At 64.1% G+C, this 17,376-nt stretch carries 17 protein-coding genes; 8 read left to right on the top strand and 9 right to left on the bottom strand.

Features of this window, described 5'->3' with window-relative positions; translation table 11 throughout:
- The first annotated feature begins 86 nt into the window (after positions 1–86).
- Positions 87–227 carry a hypothetical protein gene (locus C2U70_RS32920; RefSeq protein WP_186294156.1) on the top strand — a complete coding sequence of 47 codons (141 nt, stop codon included), beginning with the start codon at positions 87–89 and terminating at the stop codon, positions 225–227.
- Between the two features lie 344 nt (positions 228–571).
- Positions 572–820 (top strand): hypothetical protein, encoded by a 249-nt coding sequence (locus tag C2U70_RS09425; protein ID WP_140977723.1) that lies wholly within the window; start codon positions 572–574, stop codon positions 818–820.
- 249 nt (positions 821–1,069) lie between these two features.
- Here C2U70_RS09425 and C2U70_RS09420 read toward each other — a convergent pair whose 3' ends face one another.
- A complete protein-coding gene (locus C2U70_RS09420; protein WP_140977722.1) occupies positions 1,070–1,276 on the bottom strand; it encodes a hypothetical protein in 207 nt (68 codons plus the stop codon).
- A 350-nt stretch (positions 1,277–1,626) separates the two neighbouring features.
- Positions 1,627–1,824, bottom strand: a complete 198-nt coding sequence (locus tag C2U70_RS09415; RefSeq protein ID WP_140977747.1) for a hypothetical protein — start codon at positions 1,822–1,824, stop codon at positions 1,627–1,629.
- Between the two features lie 318 nt (positions 1,825–2,142).
- On the opposite strand from C2U70_RS09415, the gene C2U70_RS09410 reads away from it, so the two are divergent.
- The gene (locus tag C2U70_RS09410; RefSeq protein ID WP_140977721.1) at positions 2,143–8,436 is read left to right on the top strand and encodes a HAMP domain-containing protein; all 6,294 of its coding nucleotides are present in this window, start codon (positions 2,143–2,145) and stop codon (positions 8,434–8,436) included.
- Between the two features lie 17 nt (positions 8,437–8,453).
- Positions 8,454–9,944, top strand: coding sequence for an HWE histidine kinase domain-containing protein (locus C2U70_RS09405; protein ID WP_140977746.1), 1,491 nt, complete (start codon positions 8,454–8,456; stop codon positions 9,942–9,944).
- On the opposite strand, the gene C2U70_RS09400 is transcribed toward C2U70_RS09405, so the two are convergent.
- A complete protein-coding gene (locus C2U70_RS09400; protein ID WP_140977720.1) occupies positions 9,941–10,162 on the bottom strand; it encodes a hypothetical protein in 222 nt (73 codons plus the stop codon). The genes C2U70_RS09405 and C2U70_RS09400 overlap by 4 nt on opposite strands.
- A 154-nt stretch (positions 10,163–10,316) precedes the next feature.
- Between C2U70_RS09400 and C2U70_RS09395 the strand changes: the two genes are divergently transcribed.
- On the top strand, positions 10,317–10,574 hold the full coding sequence (locus C2U70_RS09395) for a hypothetical protein (protein WP_140977719.1): 258 nt from the start codon (positions 10,317–10,319) through the stop codon (positions 10,572–10,574).
- 55 nt (positions 10,575–10,629) lie between these two features.
- Here C2U70_RS09395 and C2U70_RS09390 read toward each other — a convergent pair whose 3' ends face one another.
- Entirely contained in the window at positions 10,630–10,824 is a 195-nt protein-coding gene (locus C2U70_RS09390) for a hypothetical protein (protein WP_140977718.1), read from the bottom strand.
- Between the two features lie 30 nt (positions 10,825–10,854).
- Complete coding sequence (locus C2U70_RS09385) at positions 10,855–11,130, bottom strand: hypothetical protein (protein WP_349629565.1); 276 nt, start codon at positions 11,128–11,130, stop codon at positions 10,855–10,857.
- A gap of 61 nt (positions 11,131–11,191) precedes the next feature.
- Here C2U70_RS09385 and C2U70_RS09380 point away from each other — a divergent pair, with 61 nt between their 5' ends.
- Positions 11,192–11,404, top strand: coding sequence for a DUF3072 domain-containing protein (locus C2U70_RS09380; RefSeq protein ID WP_140977717.1), 213 nt, complete (start codon positions 11,192–11,194; stop codon positions 11,402–11,404).
- Between the two features lie 62 nt (positions 11,405–11,466).
- The gene (locus tag C2U70_RS09375; RefSeq protein WP_140977716.1) at positions 11,467–11,724 is read left to right on the top strand and encodes a DUF6496 domain-containing protein; all 258 of its coding nucleotides are present in this window, start codon (positions 11,467–11,469) and stop codon (positions 11,722–11,724) included.
- Positions 11,725–11,733: 9 nt separating this feature from the next.
- Here the strand turns inward: C2U70_RS09375 and C2U70_RS09370 are convergent, their stop codons facing one another.
- The 3 genes from C2U70_RS09370 to ftsH form a co-directional block, all read right to left on the bottom strand.
- Positions 11,734–12,096 carry a hypothetical protein gene (locus C2U70_RS09370; RefSeq protein ID WP_186294155.1) on the bottom strand — a complete coding sequence of 121 codons (363 nt, stop codon included), beginning with the start codon at positions 12,094–12,096 and terminating at the stop codon, positions 11,734–11,736.
- Positions 12,097–12,295: 199 nt separating this feature from the next.
- Entirely contained in the window at positions 12,296–13,855 is a 1,560-nt protein-coding gene (locus C2U70_RS09365; protein WP_186294154.1) for a Do family serine endopeptidase, read from the bottom strand.
- A 137-nt stretch (positions 13,856–13,992) separates the two neighbouring features.
- On the bottom strand, positions 13,993–15,840 hold the full coding sequence (gene ftsH, locus C2U70_RS09360; protein WP_140977714.1) for an ATP-dependent zinc metalloprotease FtsH: 1,848 nt from the start codon (positions 15,838–15,840) through the stop codon (positions 13,993–13,995).
- 182 nt (positions 15,841–16,022) lie between these two features.
- Here ftsH and C2U70_RS09355 point away from each other — a divergent pair, with 182 nt between their 5' ends.
- Positions 16,023–16,859 (top strand): universal stress protein, encoded by an 837-nt coding sequence (locus C2U70_RS09355; RefSeq protein WP_140977713.1) that lies wholly within the window; start codon positions 16,023–16,025, stop codon positions 16,857–16,859.
- Positions 16,860–16,879: 20 nt separating this feature from the next.
- On the opposite strand, the gene C2U70_RS09350 is transcribed toward C2U70_RS09355, so the two are convergent.
- Positions 16,880–17,092, bottom strand: a complete 213-nt coding sequence (locus C2U70_RS09350; RefSeq protein ID WP_140977712.1) for a hypothetical protein — start codon at positions 17,090–17,092, stop codon at positions 16,880–16,882.
- Positions 17,093–17,376: the final 284 nt, after the last annotated feature.

Here is a 17,376-nt window from a genome sequence, read left to right as displayed (position 1 = left end):
AACAGGAGAAGAATGTGATCGTTCCGAGAACGATACGCGTCGAGTCAGCGCGGTTGCGCAGGGGCGTTGCCGGGCGACAGAAACGCATGCATGTCAGCCGCAGTCTGAAGCTGCTCAATGCGCGCGACGACGGCGTCGCGCTGCTTGCCATTCGGGAGGCAAGCGAGCTCGCTTTCGAGCCGGATCTTCTGTGCGCCGAGGCGCTGTTCGAATGTGTGAGGTTCTGAGCGTCTACGAGTCATTTGATGTCCTCGGCGGTTGCAGACCCGGGCTGTTGGCCCAGCGATCCAGTTGCTCAATGACCCGTTGATGGCTCGGCCGCTGCGGCTTCGGCGCGTGCGGCTCCTCGGAAAGCTTGCGGGGCAGTCGGACTACTTCCGTCATGAACTCTCTCCATCCCTCCCCACTTGAGTAATGAAGAATGCGCCTTAAGCGTCCTCGGTACAAGGATTAAATTATTGATTTTGCTTGATAATTTGGCTAATAAGGCGAATTTTTGGACTCTTGCGGAACCCTCGCCAAGGTCGTTTGTTGAGTAAGTTGCTCAACCAGCTAATTTCGCGTGGCCACCATGAACGATCTCCGCGCCGAGCGCCTCCAGGTGATGTTGTCGCCTGACGAGTTGGCCCTGATTGACGACTTCAGATTCAAGCACCGCATGCCGACACGGGCGGCGGCCGTGCGCGAGCTGTTGAAGCTTGGGCTCGCAGCCATCGGCCACGATGCGGCGACCGGCACCAAATCAAGCGACTATGGTGTGTTCCGTCGCGGACCCGACGGACATACGCAGCCGGACGTGAACGGCAATTCCGAGGATTGAGACCCCGCAAGCTCCGCACCGGCATCAACGGCAAACGGCCCCGGCACGGGGGTGCCGAGACCGTCCTTGGAGATTGCCTCCGGCCCACCGGGGGAATGAAGCCGGATGCACCGGGTTGACGCGTCGCGCCGGGATTCGTTCCTGCAGGCTAAAGCGCGATGAGATTTGGTTGAACCATCATCGCGCTTCAGCTCCTTGTTTGAGCATGATCTTGTCGGAAAATCGCTTCGCAATTTTCCGGATCATGCTTCAGCCTGTCGGCGCTGAACCGGAATCATCCGGCGTCATGCCCGAGCCCGGCGTCTTGCTGTTGTCGTTGAGCTCCGGATCGCGCGTCGCTTCGCGCGACGGCGAGCCCTTCTTCTCCGCCTTGTGTGCGGTTTGCGCGCGCTGCTTGTCGCGCGGCTGATCTTCCGCGCGCTTGTCCCTGACGATGCCGTGGTCGGAATGTGCCATGACCTGTCCTCTCGCTTTCAGCTCTTGTCTGAAGGCGCCTACGCCCCGGACGGGCAAATGTTCCGGAGTCACCGACGAGGTCGGGCGCTAGATGTGCGAGGACAGATGCGTCGTGTTTGGCGCAGGCGACGACGCCAGATGAACCTGACGGACAGTCGTCACCGTCGCAAACGCGACGGACACGCCAAAAGCCATGATGAGCGTTAAAAGAGCCAGACGCGGAGCCATTGCAGTCCTCCTTCTGGATTCAAAAGACGTGAACCGGCGTTCTGCTGTCACCGATAGTTACACATTGGTCGCGCCGGTTCCGTGAGCGGTCTCACACCAGGACTCACAAAACCGAGACCAACTCAGGCGGCCGGCCGTGTGTGCAGCTTGCGCGCGCCGAGTGGCGGAATCTCGCCGTCGAGCCAGTCCTGTTCTTTCGCAAGAGCAGTCCAGGCGTCTGCCATTCGCTGGAAGCGGTTGAAGGCCGGCTGGCCGTCGGCTCGCTCGGCGAGCTGCAGGCAGTTGTCGGCGTTGTCCCTGAAGATGTCTGATTGTTTCATAGCCAAAAGATGGGATCGAAAATTCCGATCCGCAACCGTCCTTACGGGATCGTAACGTCGCAGCGACATCGCCAGACGCAAGCGAAGATGAACAACGCAACCGCGAGGATCCGGTTCCGCGAAGGAACTGCTTTTTTGCACTCAAAGATTCCTTCGCGATGTTTGGAACCCTGTGCACACGAACTCGTTATTTCGGCCGGGCTGAGTGCGGCAGGTTCCATTTCGCGATGGATCGAAGGTATCGCTTGATCTGGAGTTTCTGCGACGCTCTATTCCAAAACTGCTTGCTGATTCAGCGGCATATGCTGGGGGTATGAGATGAGCGACATTGAACCCGGAACGGCTTCGCAGTCCGGTCGTCGCGCCCCCAAACGAAAAGTCAACGGCACCGAAGAGCCCGATTCCCGGCAGGAGCTGCTCCTCGCATTGCAGGCGATGCGCAGCGGCGATTTCTCCGTGCGCATGAGCGGCGAATATCTCGGCATCGACGGCAAGATCGCCGACACGCTGAACGAGATCATCGCCGCCAACCAGCGCATGGCGCAGCAGCTCGAGCTGGTCGGCGAGGTCGTGGGACGCGAGGGCCGCACCAAGCAGCGCGTCAGGTTCGGCGTCGCCTCCGGCTCCTGGGCCGACATGGAAGGCTCCGTCAACACGCTGATCGACGATCTCCTGTGGCCGACGCGTGAGGTGACGCGCGCGGTCGCCGCCGTGGCGCAGGGCGACCTGCTGCAGACCGTCAAGCTCGACGTCGACGGCCGTCCGCTGCGCGGCGAATTCTTGCAGTCGGCGACCATCGTCAACACCATGATCAAGCAGCTCAGCGTGTTCACCTCCGAGGTGACGCGCGTGGCGCGCGAGGTCGGCACCGAAGGCAAGCTCGGCGGCCAGGCCCAGGTGCCCGAGGTGACCGGCGTCTGGAAGGACCTGACCGAGAGCGTCAACTCGATGGCGAACAACCTGACCAACCAGGTTCGCAACATCGCCGAGGTGACGATCGCGGTCGCGAACGGCGACTTGTCGAAGAAAATCACCGTCGACGTCCGCGGCGAGATCTTGCAGCTCAAGGAAGCCATCAACACGATGGTGGACCAGCTCCGCTCCTTCGCCTCCGAAGTGACGCGCGTGGCGCGCGAGGTCGGCACCGACGGCAAGCTCGGCGGACAAGCCATCGTGCCCGGCGTCGCCGGCACGTGGAAAGACCTCACCGACTCCGTGAACGCGATGTGCGGCAACCTCACCGCACAGGTGCGCAACATCGCCAACGTGACCACGGCGGTGGCGCGCGGCGACTTGTCCCGCAAGATCACCGTCGACGTGCGCGGCGAAATTCTGGAGCTGAAGGACACCATCAACACCATGGTGGACCAGCTCAACTCCTTTGCTTCGGAAGTGACCCGCGTGGCGCGCGAGGTCGGCACCGAAGGCAAGCTCGGCGGCCAGGCGCAGGTGCCGGGCGTCGCCGGCACCTGGAAGGACCTCACCGACAACGTCAACTTCATGGCCTCGAACCTGACGGCTCAGGTCCGCAACATCGCCGACGTCGCGACCGCCATTGCCGGCGGCGACCTGTCGAAGAAGATCACGGTGAACGTGTCGGGCGAAATCCTTCAGTTGAAGGAAACGCTCAACACCATGGTCGACCAGCTCAACGCGTTTGCCGGCGAAGTGACGCGCGTGGCGCGCGAGGTCGGAACCGACGGGCGGCTCGGTGGCCAGGCCAACGTGCTCGGCGTCGCCGGCACCTGGAAAGACCTCACGGAAAGCGTCAACTCGATGGCCTCGAACCTGACGGCGCAGGTCCGCAACATCGCCGAGGTGACGACGGCGGTCGCCGGCGGCGACCTCTCGAAGAAGATCACCGTGGACGTGCGCGGCGAGATTCTGGAGCTGAAGGACACCATCAACACCATGGTGGACCAGCTCAACGCCTTCGCCGGCGAAGTCACGCGCGTGGCGCGCGAGGTCGGCACCGAGGGCAAGCTCGGCGGCCAGGCCGTCGTGCGCGGCGTCGGCGGCACCTGGAAAGACCTCACCGACAGCGTCAACTCGATGGCCTCGAACCTCACCGGCCAGGTCCGCAACATCGCCGAGGTCGCAACCGCGGTCGCCAAGGGCGATTTGTCGAAGAAGATCACCGTGAACGTCTCGGGCGAAATCCTTCAGCTGAAGGAAACGCTCAACACCATGGTCGACCAGCTCAACGCGTTCGCCGGCGAAGTGACGCGCGTGGCGCGCGAGGTCGGCACCGACGGCAAGCTCGGCGGCCAGGCCGACGTGCCCGGCGTCGCCGGCACCTGGAAGGATCTGACCGACTCCGTGAACTCGATGGCGGGTAATTTGACCGCCCAGGTGCGCAACATCGCCGAGGTCGCGACCGCGATCGCCGGCGGCGACCTCTCACGCAAGATCACGGTGGACGTGCGCGGCGAGATCCTTCAGCTCAAGGACACGCTCAATACGATGGTCGACCAGCTCAACCGCTTCGCGGGCGAGGTGACGCGCGTGGCGCGCGAGGTCGGCACCGAAGGCCGTCTCGGCGGCCAGGCCAACGTGCCCGGCGTCGCCGGCACCTGGAAAGACCTGACCGACAGCGTGAACTCGATGGCGGGCAACCTCACCGCCCAGGTTCGCAACATCGCCGAGGTGACGACGGCCGTTGCGCGCGGCGACTTGTCGCGCAAGATCACCGTCGACGTGAAGGGCGAAATCCTCGAGCTCAAGAACACCATCAACACCATGGTGGACCAGCTCAACGGCTTTGCCGGTGAGGTGACGCGCGTGGCGCGCGAGGTCGGCACCGAAGGCAAGCTCGGCGGCCAGGCCGAGGTGCCCGGCGTCGCCGGCACCTGGAAGGACCTCACCGACAACGTCAACTTCATGGCCTCGAACCTGACGGCGCAGGTCCGCAACATCGCCGAGGTCGCGACCGCGATTGCCGGCGGCGATCTCTCCAAGAAGATCACGGTGGACGTGCGCGGCGAGATATTGCTGCTCAAGGACACCCTGAACACGATGGTGGAGCAGCTTCGATCGTTCGCCGCCGAAGTGACGCGCGTGGCGCGCGAGGTCGGCACCGAGGGACGGCTCGGCGGCCAGGCAGTCGTGCCCGGCGTCGGCGGCACCTGGAAGGACCTCACCGACAACGTTAACCTGCTCGCCGCGAACCTCACCACGCAGGTCCGCAACATCGCCGAAGTCACCACGGCCGTCGCGCGCGGCGATTTGTCCCGCAAGATCACCGTCGACGTGAAGGGCGAAATCCTCGAGCTCAAGAACACCATCAACACCATGGTGGACCAGCTCAACGCCTTCGCCGGCGAAGTGACGCGCGTGGCGCGCGAAGTCGGCACCGAGGGCAAGCTCGGCGGACAGGCCCAGGTGCCTGGTGTGGCCGGCACCTGGAAGGACCTCACCGATACCGTCAACTTCATGGCGGCCAACCTGACCGAGCAGGTGCGCGGCATCGTCAAGGTGGTGACGGCGGTCGCCGACGGTGACTTGAAGCAGCAGCTAACCGTGAAGTCGAAGGGTGAAGTCGCGGCGCTCGCCGACACCATCAACAACATGACCGAGACGCTCGCGACCTTCGCCGATCAGGTCACCAGCGTGGCGCGCGAAGTCGGCGTCGAAGGCCGCCTCGGCGGCCAGGCCAACGTGCCGAGCGCCGCCGGCACCTGGAAGGACCTCACCGGCAACGTCAACCTGCTCGCCGCCAACCTGACCTCGCAGGTGCGCGCCATTGCCGAGGTCGCGACCGCCGTGACCAAGGGCGACCTGACGCGCTCGATCCAGGTCGACGCGCGCGGCGAAATGGCCGAATTGAAAGACAACATCAACACGATGATTACGAACCTCCGTCTCACGACGGACGTCAACACCGAACAGGACTGGCTGAAGACGAACCTCGCAAAATTCACCAACATGCTGCAGGGCCAGCGCGACCTCACCACGGTCGGCCGTCTGCTGCTCTCGGAGCTGTCGCCGCTGGTGAACGCCCATACCGGCGTGATCTACCAGGTCGAGAACGAAGAGAATCCGCAGCTCATGTTGCTCGCATCCTATGCCGGCGACGGCGTCTATCCCTATCGGCGCATGCTCGAATTCGGCGAAGGGCTGATCGGGCAATGCGCGCTGGACAAGCGGCCGCGTCTGGTCTCGGAGATCCCGAGTGACGTCGTGCCGATCAACTCGGCGATGTTCCGCGTCGCGCCGAAGAATCTCGTCGTGCTGCCGGTGCTGTTCGAGAACCAGGTCAAGGCGGTGATCGAGCTGGCATCGCTGACCTCGTTCACGACGTCGCAGATGACCTTCCTCGAGCAGCTCACCGACTCCATCGGCATCGTGCTCAACTCGATCGAGGCGACGATGCAGACCGAAGGCCTGCTCAAGCAATCGCAGCAGCTCGCCACCGAGCTTCAGACCCAACAGCGCGAATTGCAGCAGACCAACGATCAGCTCGAGCAGAAGGCGCAGCAGCTCGCCGAGCGCAACGTTGAAGTCGAACGCAAGAACCAGGAAATCGAGCAGGCCCGCCGCGCGCTCGAGGAGAAAGCGACCGAGCTCGCGCTGACCTCGAAGTACAAGTCCGAATTCCTCGCCAATATGAGCCACGAGCTGCGCACGCCGCTGAACTCGATCCTGATCCTGGGCCAGCAGCTCACCGACAATCCCGACGGCAACCTCACCGCCAAGCAGGTCGAATTCGCCCGCACCATCCACGGCGCCGGCACCGACCTCCTCAACCTCATCAGCGACATTCTTGATCTCTCCAAGATCGAGTCCGGCACCGTGACTGTCGATGCCGAGGAGATCCTGACTTCCAACCTGCTGGAGACGGTCGGCCGGCCGTTCCGGCACGAGGCCGAGAACCGCAACCTCGCCTTCAACATCGAGGTCGATCCGAACCTCGCCCGCAGCATCGTCACCGACTCCAAGCGCCTGCAGCAGGTCCTGAAGAACCTCTTGTCCAACGCCTTCAAGTTCACCGCCGAGGGCGGCGTGAAGCTGAAGGTCGAGGCCGTGCTCGGCGGCTGGAGCCCCGATCACCCCGTGCTCAACAGCGCACCGGCCGTGATCGCGTTCGAGGTCTCGGACACCGGTATCGGTATTCCCCTGGAGAAGCAGAAACTGATCTTCGAGGCGTTCCAGCAGGCGGATGCCGGCACCAGCCGCAAATATGGCGGCACCGGTCTCGGGCTTGCGATCAGCCGCGAGCTCGCGAGCCTGCTCGGCGGCGAAATTCATCTGCGCAGCTCGCCGGGCAAGGGCTCGGCCTTCACGCTGTACCTGCCGCTGAAATATTCCGGACCGACGCTGGCTCCGCGCGCTCCGGCACCGATGCAGCACGGCCAGGCGCCCGCTCTCCAGACGCAGGCGGCAGCACCGGAACGCGTCATCGAACAATTGCCCGACGACCGGCTCAACCTGGAAGCAGGAGACACCATCCTCCTCATTGTCGAGGACGATCCGCACTACGCCCGCATCCTCATCGACCTCGCCCGCGACAAGGGTTTCAAGGTCCTGGTGGCGGCGCGCGGCGCCGAGGCGCTGGAGCTTGCCAAGCAATATCAGCCGAGCGCGGTGTCGCTCGACGTGTTCCTGCCGGACATGCTGGGCTGGACGGTGCTGAGCCAGTTGAAGCACAACCCGCTGACGCGCCACATCCCGGTGCAGATCATCACACTCGACGAGGACCGCCAGCATGCGCTGGCCCGCGGCGCCTTCTCCTTCGTCAACAAGCCGACCACGACCGAAGGCGTCTCGGCCGCGCTGTCGCAGATCAAGGAATACGCCCGCCCCCGCCGCAAGCGGCTCCTCATCGTCGAGGACAACGAGGCCGAGCAGCTCTCGATCCGCGAATTGCTGCATCACGACGATATCGAGATCGTCGCAACCGACACCGGCGCGGGCGCGCTCACGACGCTGCGCGAGGAACCTTACGATTGCGTCGTGCTCGATCTCCGCCTGCCCGACATGACCGGTTTCGAGGTGCTTGACGAAATCCGCAACGACGAATTGCTGTCGAACATTCCGGTCGTGGTCTTCACGGGGCGGGAACTTTCGGCGGAGGAAGATGCCGAGCTTCACACCATGGCACGCAGCATCGTGGTGAAAGGCGTGGAGTCGCCGGAACGCCTGCTCGACGAGACCGCGCTGTTCCTGCATCGCGTGATCACGGAACTGCCGGTTGAAAAGCAGCGCATGCTGGAGAAGCTCAACAGTTCCGACGAGGACCTGATCGGCAAGACCGCGCTGCTCGTCGACGACGACGCCCGCAACATCTTTGCGCTGTCGAGCGTGCTGGAACGCCGCGGCATGAAGGTGCTGACCGCAACGACCGGCAGCGAAGCGGTGGCGCTCGTCGAATCCAATCCGGAAATCGCGATCGTGCTGATGGACATCATGATGCCGCAGATGGATGGGTATCAGACCATCGGCGTCATCAGGCAGAACCCTGCCTTCATCCGCCTGCCGATCATCGCGCTGACTGCGAAGGCGATGAAAGGCGACCGCGAGAAATGTCTGGAGGCTGGTGCGTCCGACTATCTCGCCAAACCCGTCAACACCGATCAATTGCTGCTCGCCATCCGCATGTGGCTGCACCGTTGAGTGAGGTTCCCGGTCTCATGGACCACGAGAAGGTCAACATTCTCCTCGTCGACGATCAGCCGGCAAAGCTGCTCGCCTACGAGGTGATTTTGAAGGAACTTGGCGAAAACCTGGTGATCGCGTCCTCGGGGCGCGAAGCGCTCGAGATCCTGCTCAAGACCGAGATCGCCGTCATTCTCGTCGACGTCTGCATGCCCGAGCTCGACGGTTTCGAACTCGCGGCCATGATCCGCGAGCATCCGCGATTCCAGAAGATCGCGATGATCTTCATCTCGGCCATTCAGGTCAGCGACATCGACCGTCTGCGCGGCTACGAGATGGGCGCGGTCGACTATGTTCCGGTTCCGGTCGTGCCGGAGGTGCTGCGCGCCAAGATCAAGGTGTTCGCCGAGCTCTATCGCAAGACCCGCGAGCTCGAACGGCTGAACCATGAGCTCGAGGACCGCGTGCGCGCCCGCACCGCGGAGCTGGAGAAGTCCACCGCCAAGCTGCTCGAAAGCGAGCAGCGGCGCAGCATGGCGATCGCCGCCGGCAAGATGGGATCCTGGGACTGGGACTGGATCAACGGCGACTGGATGTGGGACGAGGGCCAGTATCGCATTTTTGGCGTCACGCCGGAAACATTCAGCGTGACGTCAGCCAACGTCCAGGCGCTGCTGCACCCTGATGACGTTGACCAGTTCCGCCTCGCAATCGCCGCCTTCAACAAGGGCGCCGACGCCTATGAGGCAGAATTCCGGATCAACCGGCCTGACGGCGACGTGCGCTGGTGCGTCGCCACCGCGGCAGCGACACTCGACGGAAACGGCCGCGTGGTGCGCGTGAGCGGCGTTACTATCGACATTACCGAGCGCAAGCGCGCCGAGGCGCGGCAAAACCTGCTGGCGCGCGAGGTCGATCACCGCGCCAAGAATGCGCTGGCATTGGCGCAGTCGATCGTCCGCCTCACCCGCGCCGATGACGTCAAGACCTATGTCGATGCCGTCGAAGGGCGCATCAACGCGCTGGCGCGCGTGCATACGATCCTCTCGCTGTCGAGCTGGCAAGGGGCCGAACTGCGCAAGCTGATCGACGAGGAATTGGCGCCCTATGCGATCGGCGGACAGATTCGGCTGAGCGGACCGGAGGTGCAGCTTCCGCCCGTCACGGCCCAGACGCTGACGCTGGCACTGCACGAGCTCTTCACCAATTCAGCGAAATACGGCGCGTTGTCCGCGCGATCGGGCCGGCTGTCGATCTCCTGGGAGACAAACGACACGATGCTCGCGCTCGCGTGGGACGAAGCCGGCGGCCCGCGCGTGAGGCCGCCCAAAGTCCGCGGGTTCGGCACCAAGAGCCTGCTCGCGAGCATCGAATCCCAGCTCGGCGGCCAGGCCACATTCGACTGGCGCAGCGAAGGCCTGCTCTGCCGTCTCGAAGTCCCGCTGGCGCGGAAGACCCCGCTGCTGACGCCTGAGAAGTTCGACGGCGGTCTCGTCGCCACCACGCTGCAGCGCGCTTCGGGTTAGCGCCGCGCGCGTACCCTCACCTCCTGCAGCGCCGGCGGCGCTTCCGTGAGGCGGCCTTCCAGCCACGCCTCGGTTTGCGCCATCTCACGCAACGCTCTCGCGTAGCGGCGAGCCGCGCGTCGCTCCGGCCCGCGCGGCAAGGTGCGTGCCTTGCGCAGCATCTCAGCCGCGGCGTTCCGATAGGCGAGCGAGCGATAGAGATAGACGATCTGTCCCATGATCAAGCTTTCCCGTTGTTCCGACCTCGAGTCTTTCAGGGCGCGCATGAACGCCGGATGAAGGCGCCGACCGCTCACTGGCCGGAAAGTTCCCGCCGCTTTGGAACAAACCGCAACATCAGGCGTTTGCAGACATCATTCCAGCGGTGCCGCGATGCGCACAAAAAAGTCATCAGGCTTGATCTCGGCTGCGGGCGCCATCAAGCTGATGACACACGGAATGATGGGAGCGGCACTAGGTCTGGCCTTTGGGCTCATTCTCGTCCTGACCAATCCGCTCGTCGCAGCCCTCCTTCAACATGGCGGAAGTCCAGCGATCTTCGTCTTCGTGGTCTCGCTGGTGACCACATTTGCGATCGGCGCCACGCTCACCGGCGCGGTGTTCATCCTCGCCGAGGATCACGAATCCTGAAGCAATCGTCGTCGCGATCCAGCCTCGCCGGATGTCAGTCAGACAAAGACGGCCATCAAGGCCGGACCGGACTGTCGTGCGCCCGGTCCGCCTTCACGAGATGATCGAGCAGCGCCCGCTTACGCGCGATCAGGAGCTGGGCTGCGGCGTCATCAAGACCGGCGCGCTGCAACTGGCGGATCGCCGAGCCAAGTTCGAGGATTTCGGCCCGCAGTTTGAGAATCCGGTACCCGTCCGGGTCTTCGTCCACGGCGAGCCCCCAAAAATATCAGCGACAACGTCAGCGGCGCGCGACCGCGCGCTTCAGCCCGCCGTCCTTCTTGACCGAACGCAGGCCAACCCGGTCCCTGACATCCGGCAGCAGGTCGCCACCGCCGGCGGCCTTCCAGTCGCCGATCAGCTGCTTCAGTTCGACGCGCATGGCGAGCTGCGAGAGCGCGCTTTCGCTGCAATCGAGGTCGCGCGCGACGAGGTCGCGGACCGACGCCTCAAGGTCGACTATCTCAGACCTTAACGCGCTGATCTTGCGACGAATTTCATTAATTCTGTTGTCCATGGCTTGTTAGAACAAAATAAGAACATATAGTCAAGTCACGATTGAGCGAAGGAGAACGCAAATGCGCATGGAAGGTAAATACGACGCCAAGACTTACTTCACCGAAAAGACTCAGCTCGCCGGGCAGATGACCCGCGCCCAGGTTCTGCGGCTGCGGCGCCTTGCGGAAGAGGCCTATCAGCCCGGCCAATATGCGCGCGATCTGAGTTTCACGGAGGCCTCGCGGCGCATCCTGGCGCTTGAGGCGGAGATCGAGCTCGCCAATTCGTTCTGAGGCCGCGCGCGACGTCGGAACCTTGCCTGGCAGCGGCAGTTTCCAGCGACAGGAGACTGCTGATGGCACGCAAAGCAAAGAAGCGCCGCTACTCGCCGAGCGCGGGCAATGACGTCGAGAACGAGATGCGCCGCTACAAGAAGGGCACCGCCAAGAGCGGGCGCGGCGGCCGCGGTGGCAAGGTGAAGAGCCGCAAGCAGGCGATCGCGATCGGCCTGTCGAAGGCGCGCAAGAAGGGCAAGAAGGTCCCGAAAAAGGCCAAGAAAACGTCGAAGAAGAAAACGTCGACGAAAAAAAGCGCGAAGACGCGATCGCGCTGACGCCTCGCCTCAGATCATGCTGCCCGGCATGAAGCAGCGGATCGCAATTCCGAATGCCGTCCGGACCGGCCAGACCATGGTGCGTCCGGCGCGGTTGGGCTCGGTGATGACGGCATCGTCAGGCACATCGATCCACTCGCCGTCGAGCCGGACGCGGTAGTGCCCGTGGCGCGATTCCCAGTCGGGATCGGCGACCGCAACACCGTCGGCATCCGAGCAGCACGGGCCAAGGTGGCTTCGCAAGCCGTCGAACCAGGGTTTGAGCGGAGAGTCAGCGTAGCGCCCGTCGTCGCGCGCGAGCGCGCCTTGCGTGCACAGCACGAGGAGCAGCACGAACAGCGCGCGACCACTCCGATGTGTCAATCGATCCATCGTCGGCACCGATCAAACGCGCGCGGATCCGACTCCGCAAGCCGGATGCGCGCGCTCGAATCCAATCTGGCAACGATTTTCGGCCGAACCCAGTCGGCCACCTCACGTTAACGCGAATGTTATCGGGTCTAGCCGAGCTATCCACCGGACAATTGAAAAGAGGCGGCCCGTGGGCCGCCTCTCTGGTTGGAAGACCCGATCAGCCGAGCGGCACGGCGACGAACTTGGTCGCATCGGCGCTTCTGACCTGCAGCAACACGCTCTTCTTGCCGGCCGACTTGGCCTGCATCAGTTCCGAACGCACCTCACCGACGCTGGCGACGGCCTTGCCGCCGACATTGAGGATGACGTCGCCGGTCTGGATGCCGCGCTGGCCCGCCGGTCCTTCCGGATCGACCTGCGTCACCACGACGCCCTTCTGGCCGGCACCCTGCACTTCGCCGGCCGGCGCCAGACCGAGGCCGAGGCGCGGCGTGCCCGGCTGGACCTGGCCTTCTTCGGCCTTGCCGCCTGTCTTGTCGTTGCCGGCCTGACGCTCGTTCGGCAGCTCGCCGAGCGCGAGCGTCACGGTCTTGGAGGCGCCCTTGTGCCAGACGTCGAGCTTCACCGAGCTTCCCGGCGCCATCGTGCTGATGGTGCGGGCGAGCTCGCGCGAATCCTTGATCGCGGTGCCGTTGACGGCGGTGATGACGTCGCCGGCCTCGATCCCGGCCTTCGCCGCCGGGCTGCCGTCCTGCGGATTGTCCACGATCGCGCCCTTGGCTTCCTTCAGCCCGAGGCTGTCGGCGATGTCGGCGTTGACCGGCTGCACCTGCACGCCGAGCCAGCCGCGGGTGACCGAGCCTTTGTCCTTCAACTGCGCCACGACGAGCTTTGCGGTTTGCGCCGGGATGTCGAAGCCGATGCCGACCGAGCCGCCGGAGGGCGAGAAGATCGCGGTGTTCACGCCGATCACGTTGCCGTTCATGTCGAACGCCGGACCGCCGGAATTGCCCTTGTTGATGGGCGCGTCGATCTGGATGTAGTCGTCATAGGGACCGGCGCCGATATCGCGGCCGCTCGCCGAGACGATGCCCGCGGTCACCGTGCCGCCGAGACCGAAGGGATTGCCGACCGCAACCACCCAGTCGCCGATCCGCGGGCGCCCATCCGCGAACTTCACGAACGGAAAGTCCTTCTTGCCCTCGACCTTGATCAGCGCGAGATCGGTCTTCGGATCGGTGCCGACCACCTTGGCGGTGTAGACGGTGCCGTCATCCATCGTCACCTGCACGGACTCGGCGTGGTCGACCACGTGATTGTTGGTCACCGCATAGCCATCGGGGGAGATGAAGAAGCCGGAGCCCTCACCCGTCACCTGACGATGGCGCTGCGGCATGCCGTTCTTGAACTGCTGCATGCCGTTGGGACCGCGGAAACCGAACTGCTTCGAGAACTGGTCGAACGGCGAGTCCTCGTCCTGATCCATGCGGTTCTGCTGCAGCATCGCGCTCTTGTCGTTATCCTCATCGATCTTGACGCGGACCGAGATCACGGCGGGTTTTACCTTGGCGACGAGATCGGCAAAGCCGGCCGGAGCCTGGCTTGCTTCGGCAGCCACGGCCGGCGACGTGAGCGAGGCCGCATTGAAGACGGAGCCGACGGGTGCCGCGGCAAGTATCGCAATGCCGAGCGCGCCGACCGTGCCAAGAAGCGCGACGCGGCGCGGCCGGAGAACGCTGCGCGTGTTGGAAGAACCGGGATTGACGTGATCGTTCATGTCGAAATGTCCATGTTGGGTAAGCAGTCGCCTTGCCCCCAACATGGATCGCGCGACATTACGGCGTCCCGTCCTGGCGATTAATTCTTGGCAAAGAACGCGCGAGCCGCGGCCGCGGTCTCAACCTTACGCCGAGGTCATGCGGCGACCTGTCCGTTCGTCGCGCTCTTGGGCCGCAGCGGCGCGAACTGCTCGGCGGTGAGGCTTTCATTCGCGATCAGCAGCTCGACACCGGCCTCCAGCTCCGCGCGATGCTCCTGCAGGATTTTTCGCGCAGCAGCGTCGCCTGCCTCGACGAGGTTGCGTATGGCGAGGTCGATCTCGCGCCCGGTGTCGTCGGCCGCACTAACGACCGCGTCCTGTGCCGTCTGAAGGAACGCCGACGGCTTTGCCGCGTAGGTACGCTGGCCGATCGTCGCGTCCATGCCGTATTTCGTCACCATCTCGACGGCGATCTCGGTTGCACGCTGAAGATCGTCGGCAGCCCCCGTCGAAATGTCGCCATCGAAGATCAGTCGTTCCGACGCGCGGCCACCCATCAGCACCGCGATGCGGCTCTTCAACTCCGCGACCGTCAGCAGAAACCTGTCCTCGGTCGGGCGCTGCATCGTGTAACCGAGCGCGCCAATGCCGCGCGGGATGATCGACACCTTCTGCACGGGATCGACGCCGGGCAAATTGGCCGCGACCAGCGCGTGGCCCATCTCGTGATAGGCGACGCGCCGGCGCTCGTTGCGGCCCAGCACGCGACTCTTCTTCTCGATGCCTGCCACGATCCGCTCGATCGCTGCGGTGAAATCGTCGAACGTGACCTCCTCCGCCCTGCGCCTCGTCGCGGCGATCGCCGCCTCGTTGATGAGGTTGGCGATATCGGCGCCGGTGAAGCCCGCGGTGAGACCGGCGACCTTGTCGAGATCGACATCCTTCGCCATCCGGATCTTCCTGACGTGAACCTTGAGGATCGCGACCCGGCCGCCCTTGTCGGGACGGTCGACCAGCACCTGACGGTCGAAACGGCCCGCGCGCAACAGCGCGGGATCGAGCACCTCGGGACGGTTGGTGGCGGCGAGCAGGATTACGCCGGTCGAGGGATCAAAGCCGTCGAGCTCGGCGAGAAGCTGGTTCAGCGTCTGCTCCTTCTCGTCATAGCCGCCGAATGCGTTCGGCATCCGGCTGCGTCCGAGCGCATCCAGCTCGTCGATGAAGATGATGCAGGGGGCGGCCTTCCGTGCCTGCTCGAACAGATCGCGCACGCGCGCGGCGCCCACGCCGACGAACATCTCGACGAATTCGGAACCGGAGATCGAGAAGAAGGGGACGGCGGCCTCGCCGGCGACGGCGCGTGCGAGTAGTGTCTTGCCGGTGCCGGGCGGACCGACCAGCAAGATGCCCTTCGGCACATGCGCGCCGAGGCGGCCGTAGCTCTTGGGGTCCTTCAGGAACGACACGACTTCCTGCAGCTCGAATTTCGCTTCCTCGACGCCGGCGACGTCGGCAAAGGTGACCTTGGTGTCAGTCTCGACATAGACCTTGGCGCGCGACTTGCCGATCGACATCAAGCCGCCGAAACCCTGCCGCTCTGCGAAGCGGCGGCCGAGAAAGACCCAGACCAGATAGAACATCAGCGCCGGCACGATCCAGGACAGAATCGTCTGGAACAATCCGCCGGACGGCACGCCCGTGACGACGATGGCCTTGTCGTGCAGCTTCTCGGCCAGCGCCAGGTCGACACGCGCGGTGACGAAGGCGGTCTTGCCGCCGGAGAGCTTCTCGTTCTCCTTAAGCTTGCCCTGGATGACGTCCTGCCCGACGGAGACCTCCGCCACCTTGCCTTGCGCGACGAGTTGCTCGAACTGGCTGTAAGGAATGCTCTCGACGGTGTTGTAGGCGGCGAACGCCCATTGCAGCAGTACCATCAGGATGCCGGCGGCAAAGATGTAGCCGATCGCAATGGACTGCTGCCGCGACGACGAATCCTTTTCCATTGTCTTCTCCGCTGCCCCTCTTGGCCGTGAATCGCGCTCGAGACAGGCGGGTTAGGCCATCGAAGACGCGTGCGGCGCATCAAACACGCAGGCGTGGCCTTGGCGCTTGACGCAGGTCAACACGGCCCGGGCGATCGATGGAACATTGTGCTTATGTCCTGCTGTCCGCCCGGAGAAGCGCCATGATCAAAGACATCCTCGTCCATATCCCGACCGAGCGGCCGATGCGTCCTGTCATCGACGGCTCGATTTCGCTCGCAGCGAATCTCAATGCACATCTCGACGCCGTCGCGGTCGGCTATGTCGCGAGCTCGACGGCTTATGTGATGGAAGGCGGCGCCGCGGTTGCCGCCATCTTCGAGATGGAGCGCGAGCGCGCCATGGAGCGGGCCGGAACGGCGCTATCGGTGTTCGAGCTAGAGGCGAAGAACGCCGGCATCGCCTATTCCTGCCATCCGATCGGCGCGATCCCGGCGGACGGCGCCAGCGCGGTCGGCGCCATGGCGCGGCTCTACGACCTCAGCGTCGTGCTGCAGCCAGATCCCGACCAGGGCTCCTTCGACAACGATCTGCCCAGCGAGATCCTGTTCCAGTCGGGTGGCCCCGTGCTGTTCCTGCCGCACATCCATCGCGGCGCGTTGAAGACGGAGCGGATTGGCCTCTGCTGGGACGGCAGCCGCGTCGCCGCGCGCGCCATGCGCGACGCCATGCCGTTGTTGATGCGGGCCGATGAGATCGTCATCCTCGCCGTGAATGAAACCGACGCCGCACCCGGCGAAGCCACGGCCGACGCGCTCGCAAAGCATCTCGCTCGGCAAGGCCTCTCGACCCGGATCGTCGGCGTCGCGGCGATGCGCGCCGACATCCAGCCGGCCATCCTCTCACTGGCGGCCGACGAAACCCTCGATCTGCTGGTGATGGGTGGCTACGGCCATTCGCGGCTGCAGGAACGTTTCCTCGGTGGCGTCACCCGCGCGATGCTGCAATCCATGACGGTGCCGACGCTGATGTCGCATTAGGGGTAGAAGGCGGACAGCACTCACGCCGCCGCGTCGGCTTCCCATTGCGCCGCAGCAGTCTCGTCGTCGGCACGTTGCGCATTGCACACGTCGAAATGCGCCTTGAGTTCCGTTTCGGCGAGATGCTCGAAATGCTCGGCTTGGCCAAGCAGGTCCCAGCTCTGCAGCGGGCGGTAAGCCGCCTGCTGACGGCAGAGGGACGCCAGTGCCCGGTAGCGACGGACGTTCTCCATGAGACTCTCCCTCCCACTCATGTCCGGCTTATTCCTCCGGATTACGTCAGGGGCATTGCGGTTGTGCGAAACATTTGCGAGCCGCACCTGCCCTCATAGGCAAGGTTAATGATGGTGTCGGCAAATCACTTTGCGTTGCGTCAAGCCCGCAAGCAAACCGTGGACTCAATTCCGACGGAACGACAAAGTTGCGATGTGTGTGGCCCAGGTCACAGCCAGGTCAGGCGCCGGAGCCTATAGATCTCTGCGTATGGCCGCAAACAAGGTAACGGCGGTACACATGG

Origin of the sequence: Bradyrhizobium guangdongense (assembly GCF_006483445.1) — a bacterium.
GTDB lineage: Bacteria > Pseudomonadota > Alphaproteobacteria > Rhizobiales > Xanthobacteraceae > Bradyrhizobium > Bradyrhizobium guangdongense_A.
Note: the sequence above shows the minus strand (reverse complement) of the source record. Positions and strands in the feature narration are given on the sequence as shown.

What these genes read in the sequence shown, in the direction of transcription:
- C2U70_RS32920 (WP_186294156.1), top strand. Translation starts at nt 87, where the DNA reads ATGCATGTCAGCCGCAGTCTGAAGCTGCTCAATGCGCGCGACGACGGC.
- C2U70_RS09425 (WP_140977723.1), top strand. Translation starts at nt 572, where the DNA reads ATGAACGATCTCCGCGCCGAGCGCCTCCAGGTGATGTTGTCGCCTGAC.
- C2U70_RS09420 (WP_140977722.1), bottom strand. Translation starts at nt 1,276, where the DNA reads ATGGCACATTCCGACCACGGCATCGTCAGGGACAAGCGCGCGGAAGAT.
- C2U70_RS09415 (WP_140977747.1), bottom strand. Translation starts at nt 1,824, where the DNA reads ATGAAACAATCAGACATCTTCAGGGACAACGCCGACAACTGCCTGCAG.
- C2U70_RS09410 (WP_140977721.1), top strand. Translation starts at nt 2,143, where the DNA reads ATGAGCGACATTGAACCCGGAACGGCTTCGCAGTCCGGTCGTCGCGCC.
- C2U70_RS09405 (WP_140977746.1), top strand. Translation starts at nt 8,454, where the DNA reads ATGGACCACGAGAAGGTCAACATTCTCCTCGTCGACGATCAGCCGGCA.
- C2U70_RS09400 (WP_140977720.1), bottom strand. Translation starts at nt 10,162, where the DNA reads ATGGGACAGATCGTCTATCTCTATCGCTCGCTCGCCTATCGGAACGCC.
- C2U70_RS09395 (WP_140977719.1), top strand. Translation starts at nt 10,317, where the DNA reads ATGCGCACAAAAAAGTCATCAGGCTTGATCTCGGCTGCGGGCGCCATC.
- C2U70_RS09385 (WP_349629565.1), bottom strand. Translation starts at nt 11,130, where the DNA reads ATGGACAACAGAATTAATGAAATTCGTCGCAAGATCAGCGCGTTAAGG.
- C2U70_RS09380 (WP_140977717.1), top strand. Translation starts at nt 11,192, where the DNA reads ATGCGCATGGAAGGTAAATACGACGCCAAGACTTACTTCACCGAAAAG.
- C2U70_RS09375 (WP_140977716.1), top strand. Translation starts at nt 11,467, where the DNA reads ATGGCACGCAAAGCAAAGAAGCGCCGCTACTCGCCGAGCGCGGGCAAT.
- C2U70_RS09370 (WP_186294155.1), bottom strand. Translation starts at nt 12,096, where the DNA reads ATGGATCGATTGACACATCGGAGTGGTCGCGCGCTGTTCGTGCTGCTC.
- C2U70_RS09365 (WP_186294154.1), bottom strand. Translation starts at nt 13,855, where the DNA reads ATGAACGATCACGTCAATCCCGGTTCTTCCAACACGCGCAGCGTTCTC.
- ftsH (WP_140977714.1), bottom strand. Translation starts at nt 15,840, where the DNA reads ATGGAAAAGGATTCGTCGTCGCGGCAGCAGTCCATTGCGATCGGCTAC.
- C2U70_RS09355 (WP_140977713.1), top strand. Translation starts at nt 16,023, where the DNA reads ATGATCAAAGACATCCTCGTCCATATCCCGACCGAGCGGCCGATGCGT.
- C2U70_RS09350 (WP_140977712.1), bottom strand. Translation starts at nt 17,092, where the DNA reads ATGGAGAACGTCCGTCGCTACCGGGCACTGGCGTCCCTCTGCCGTCAG.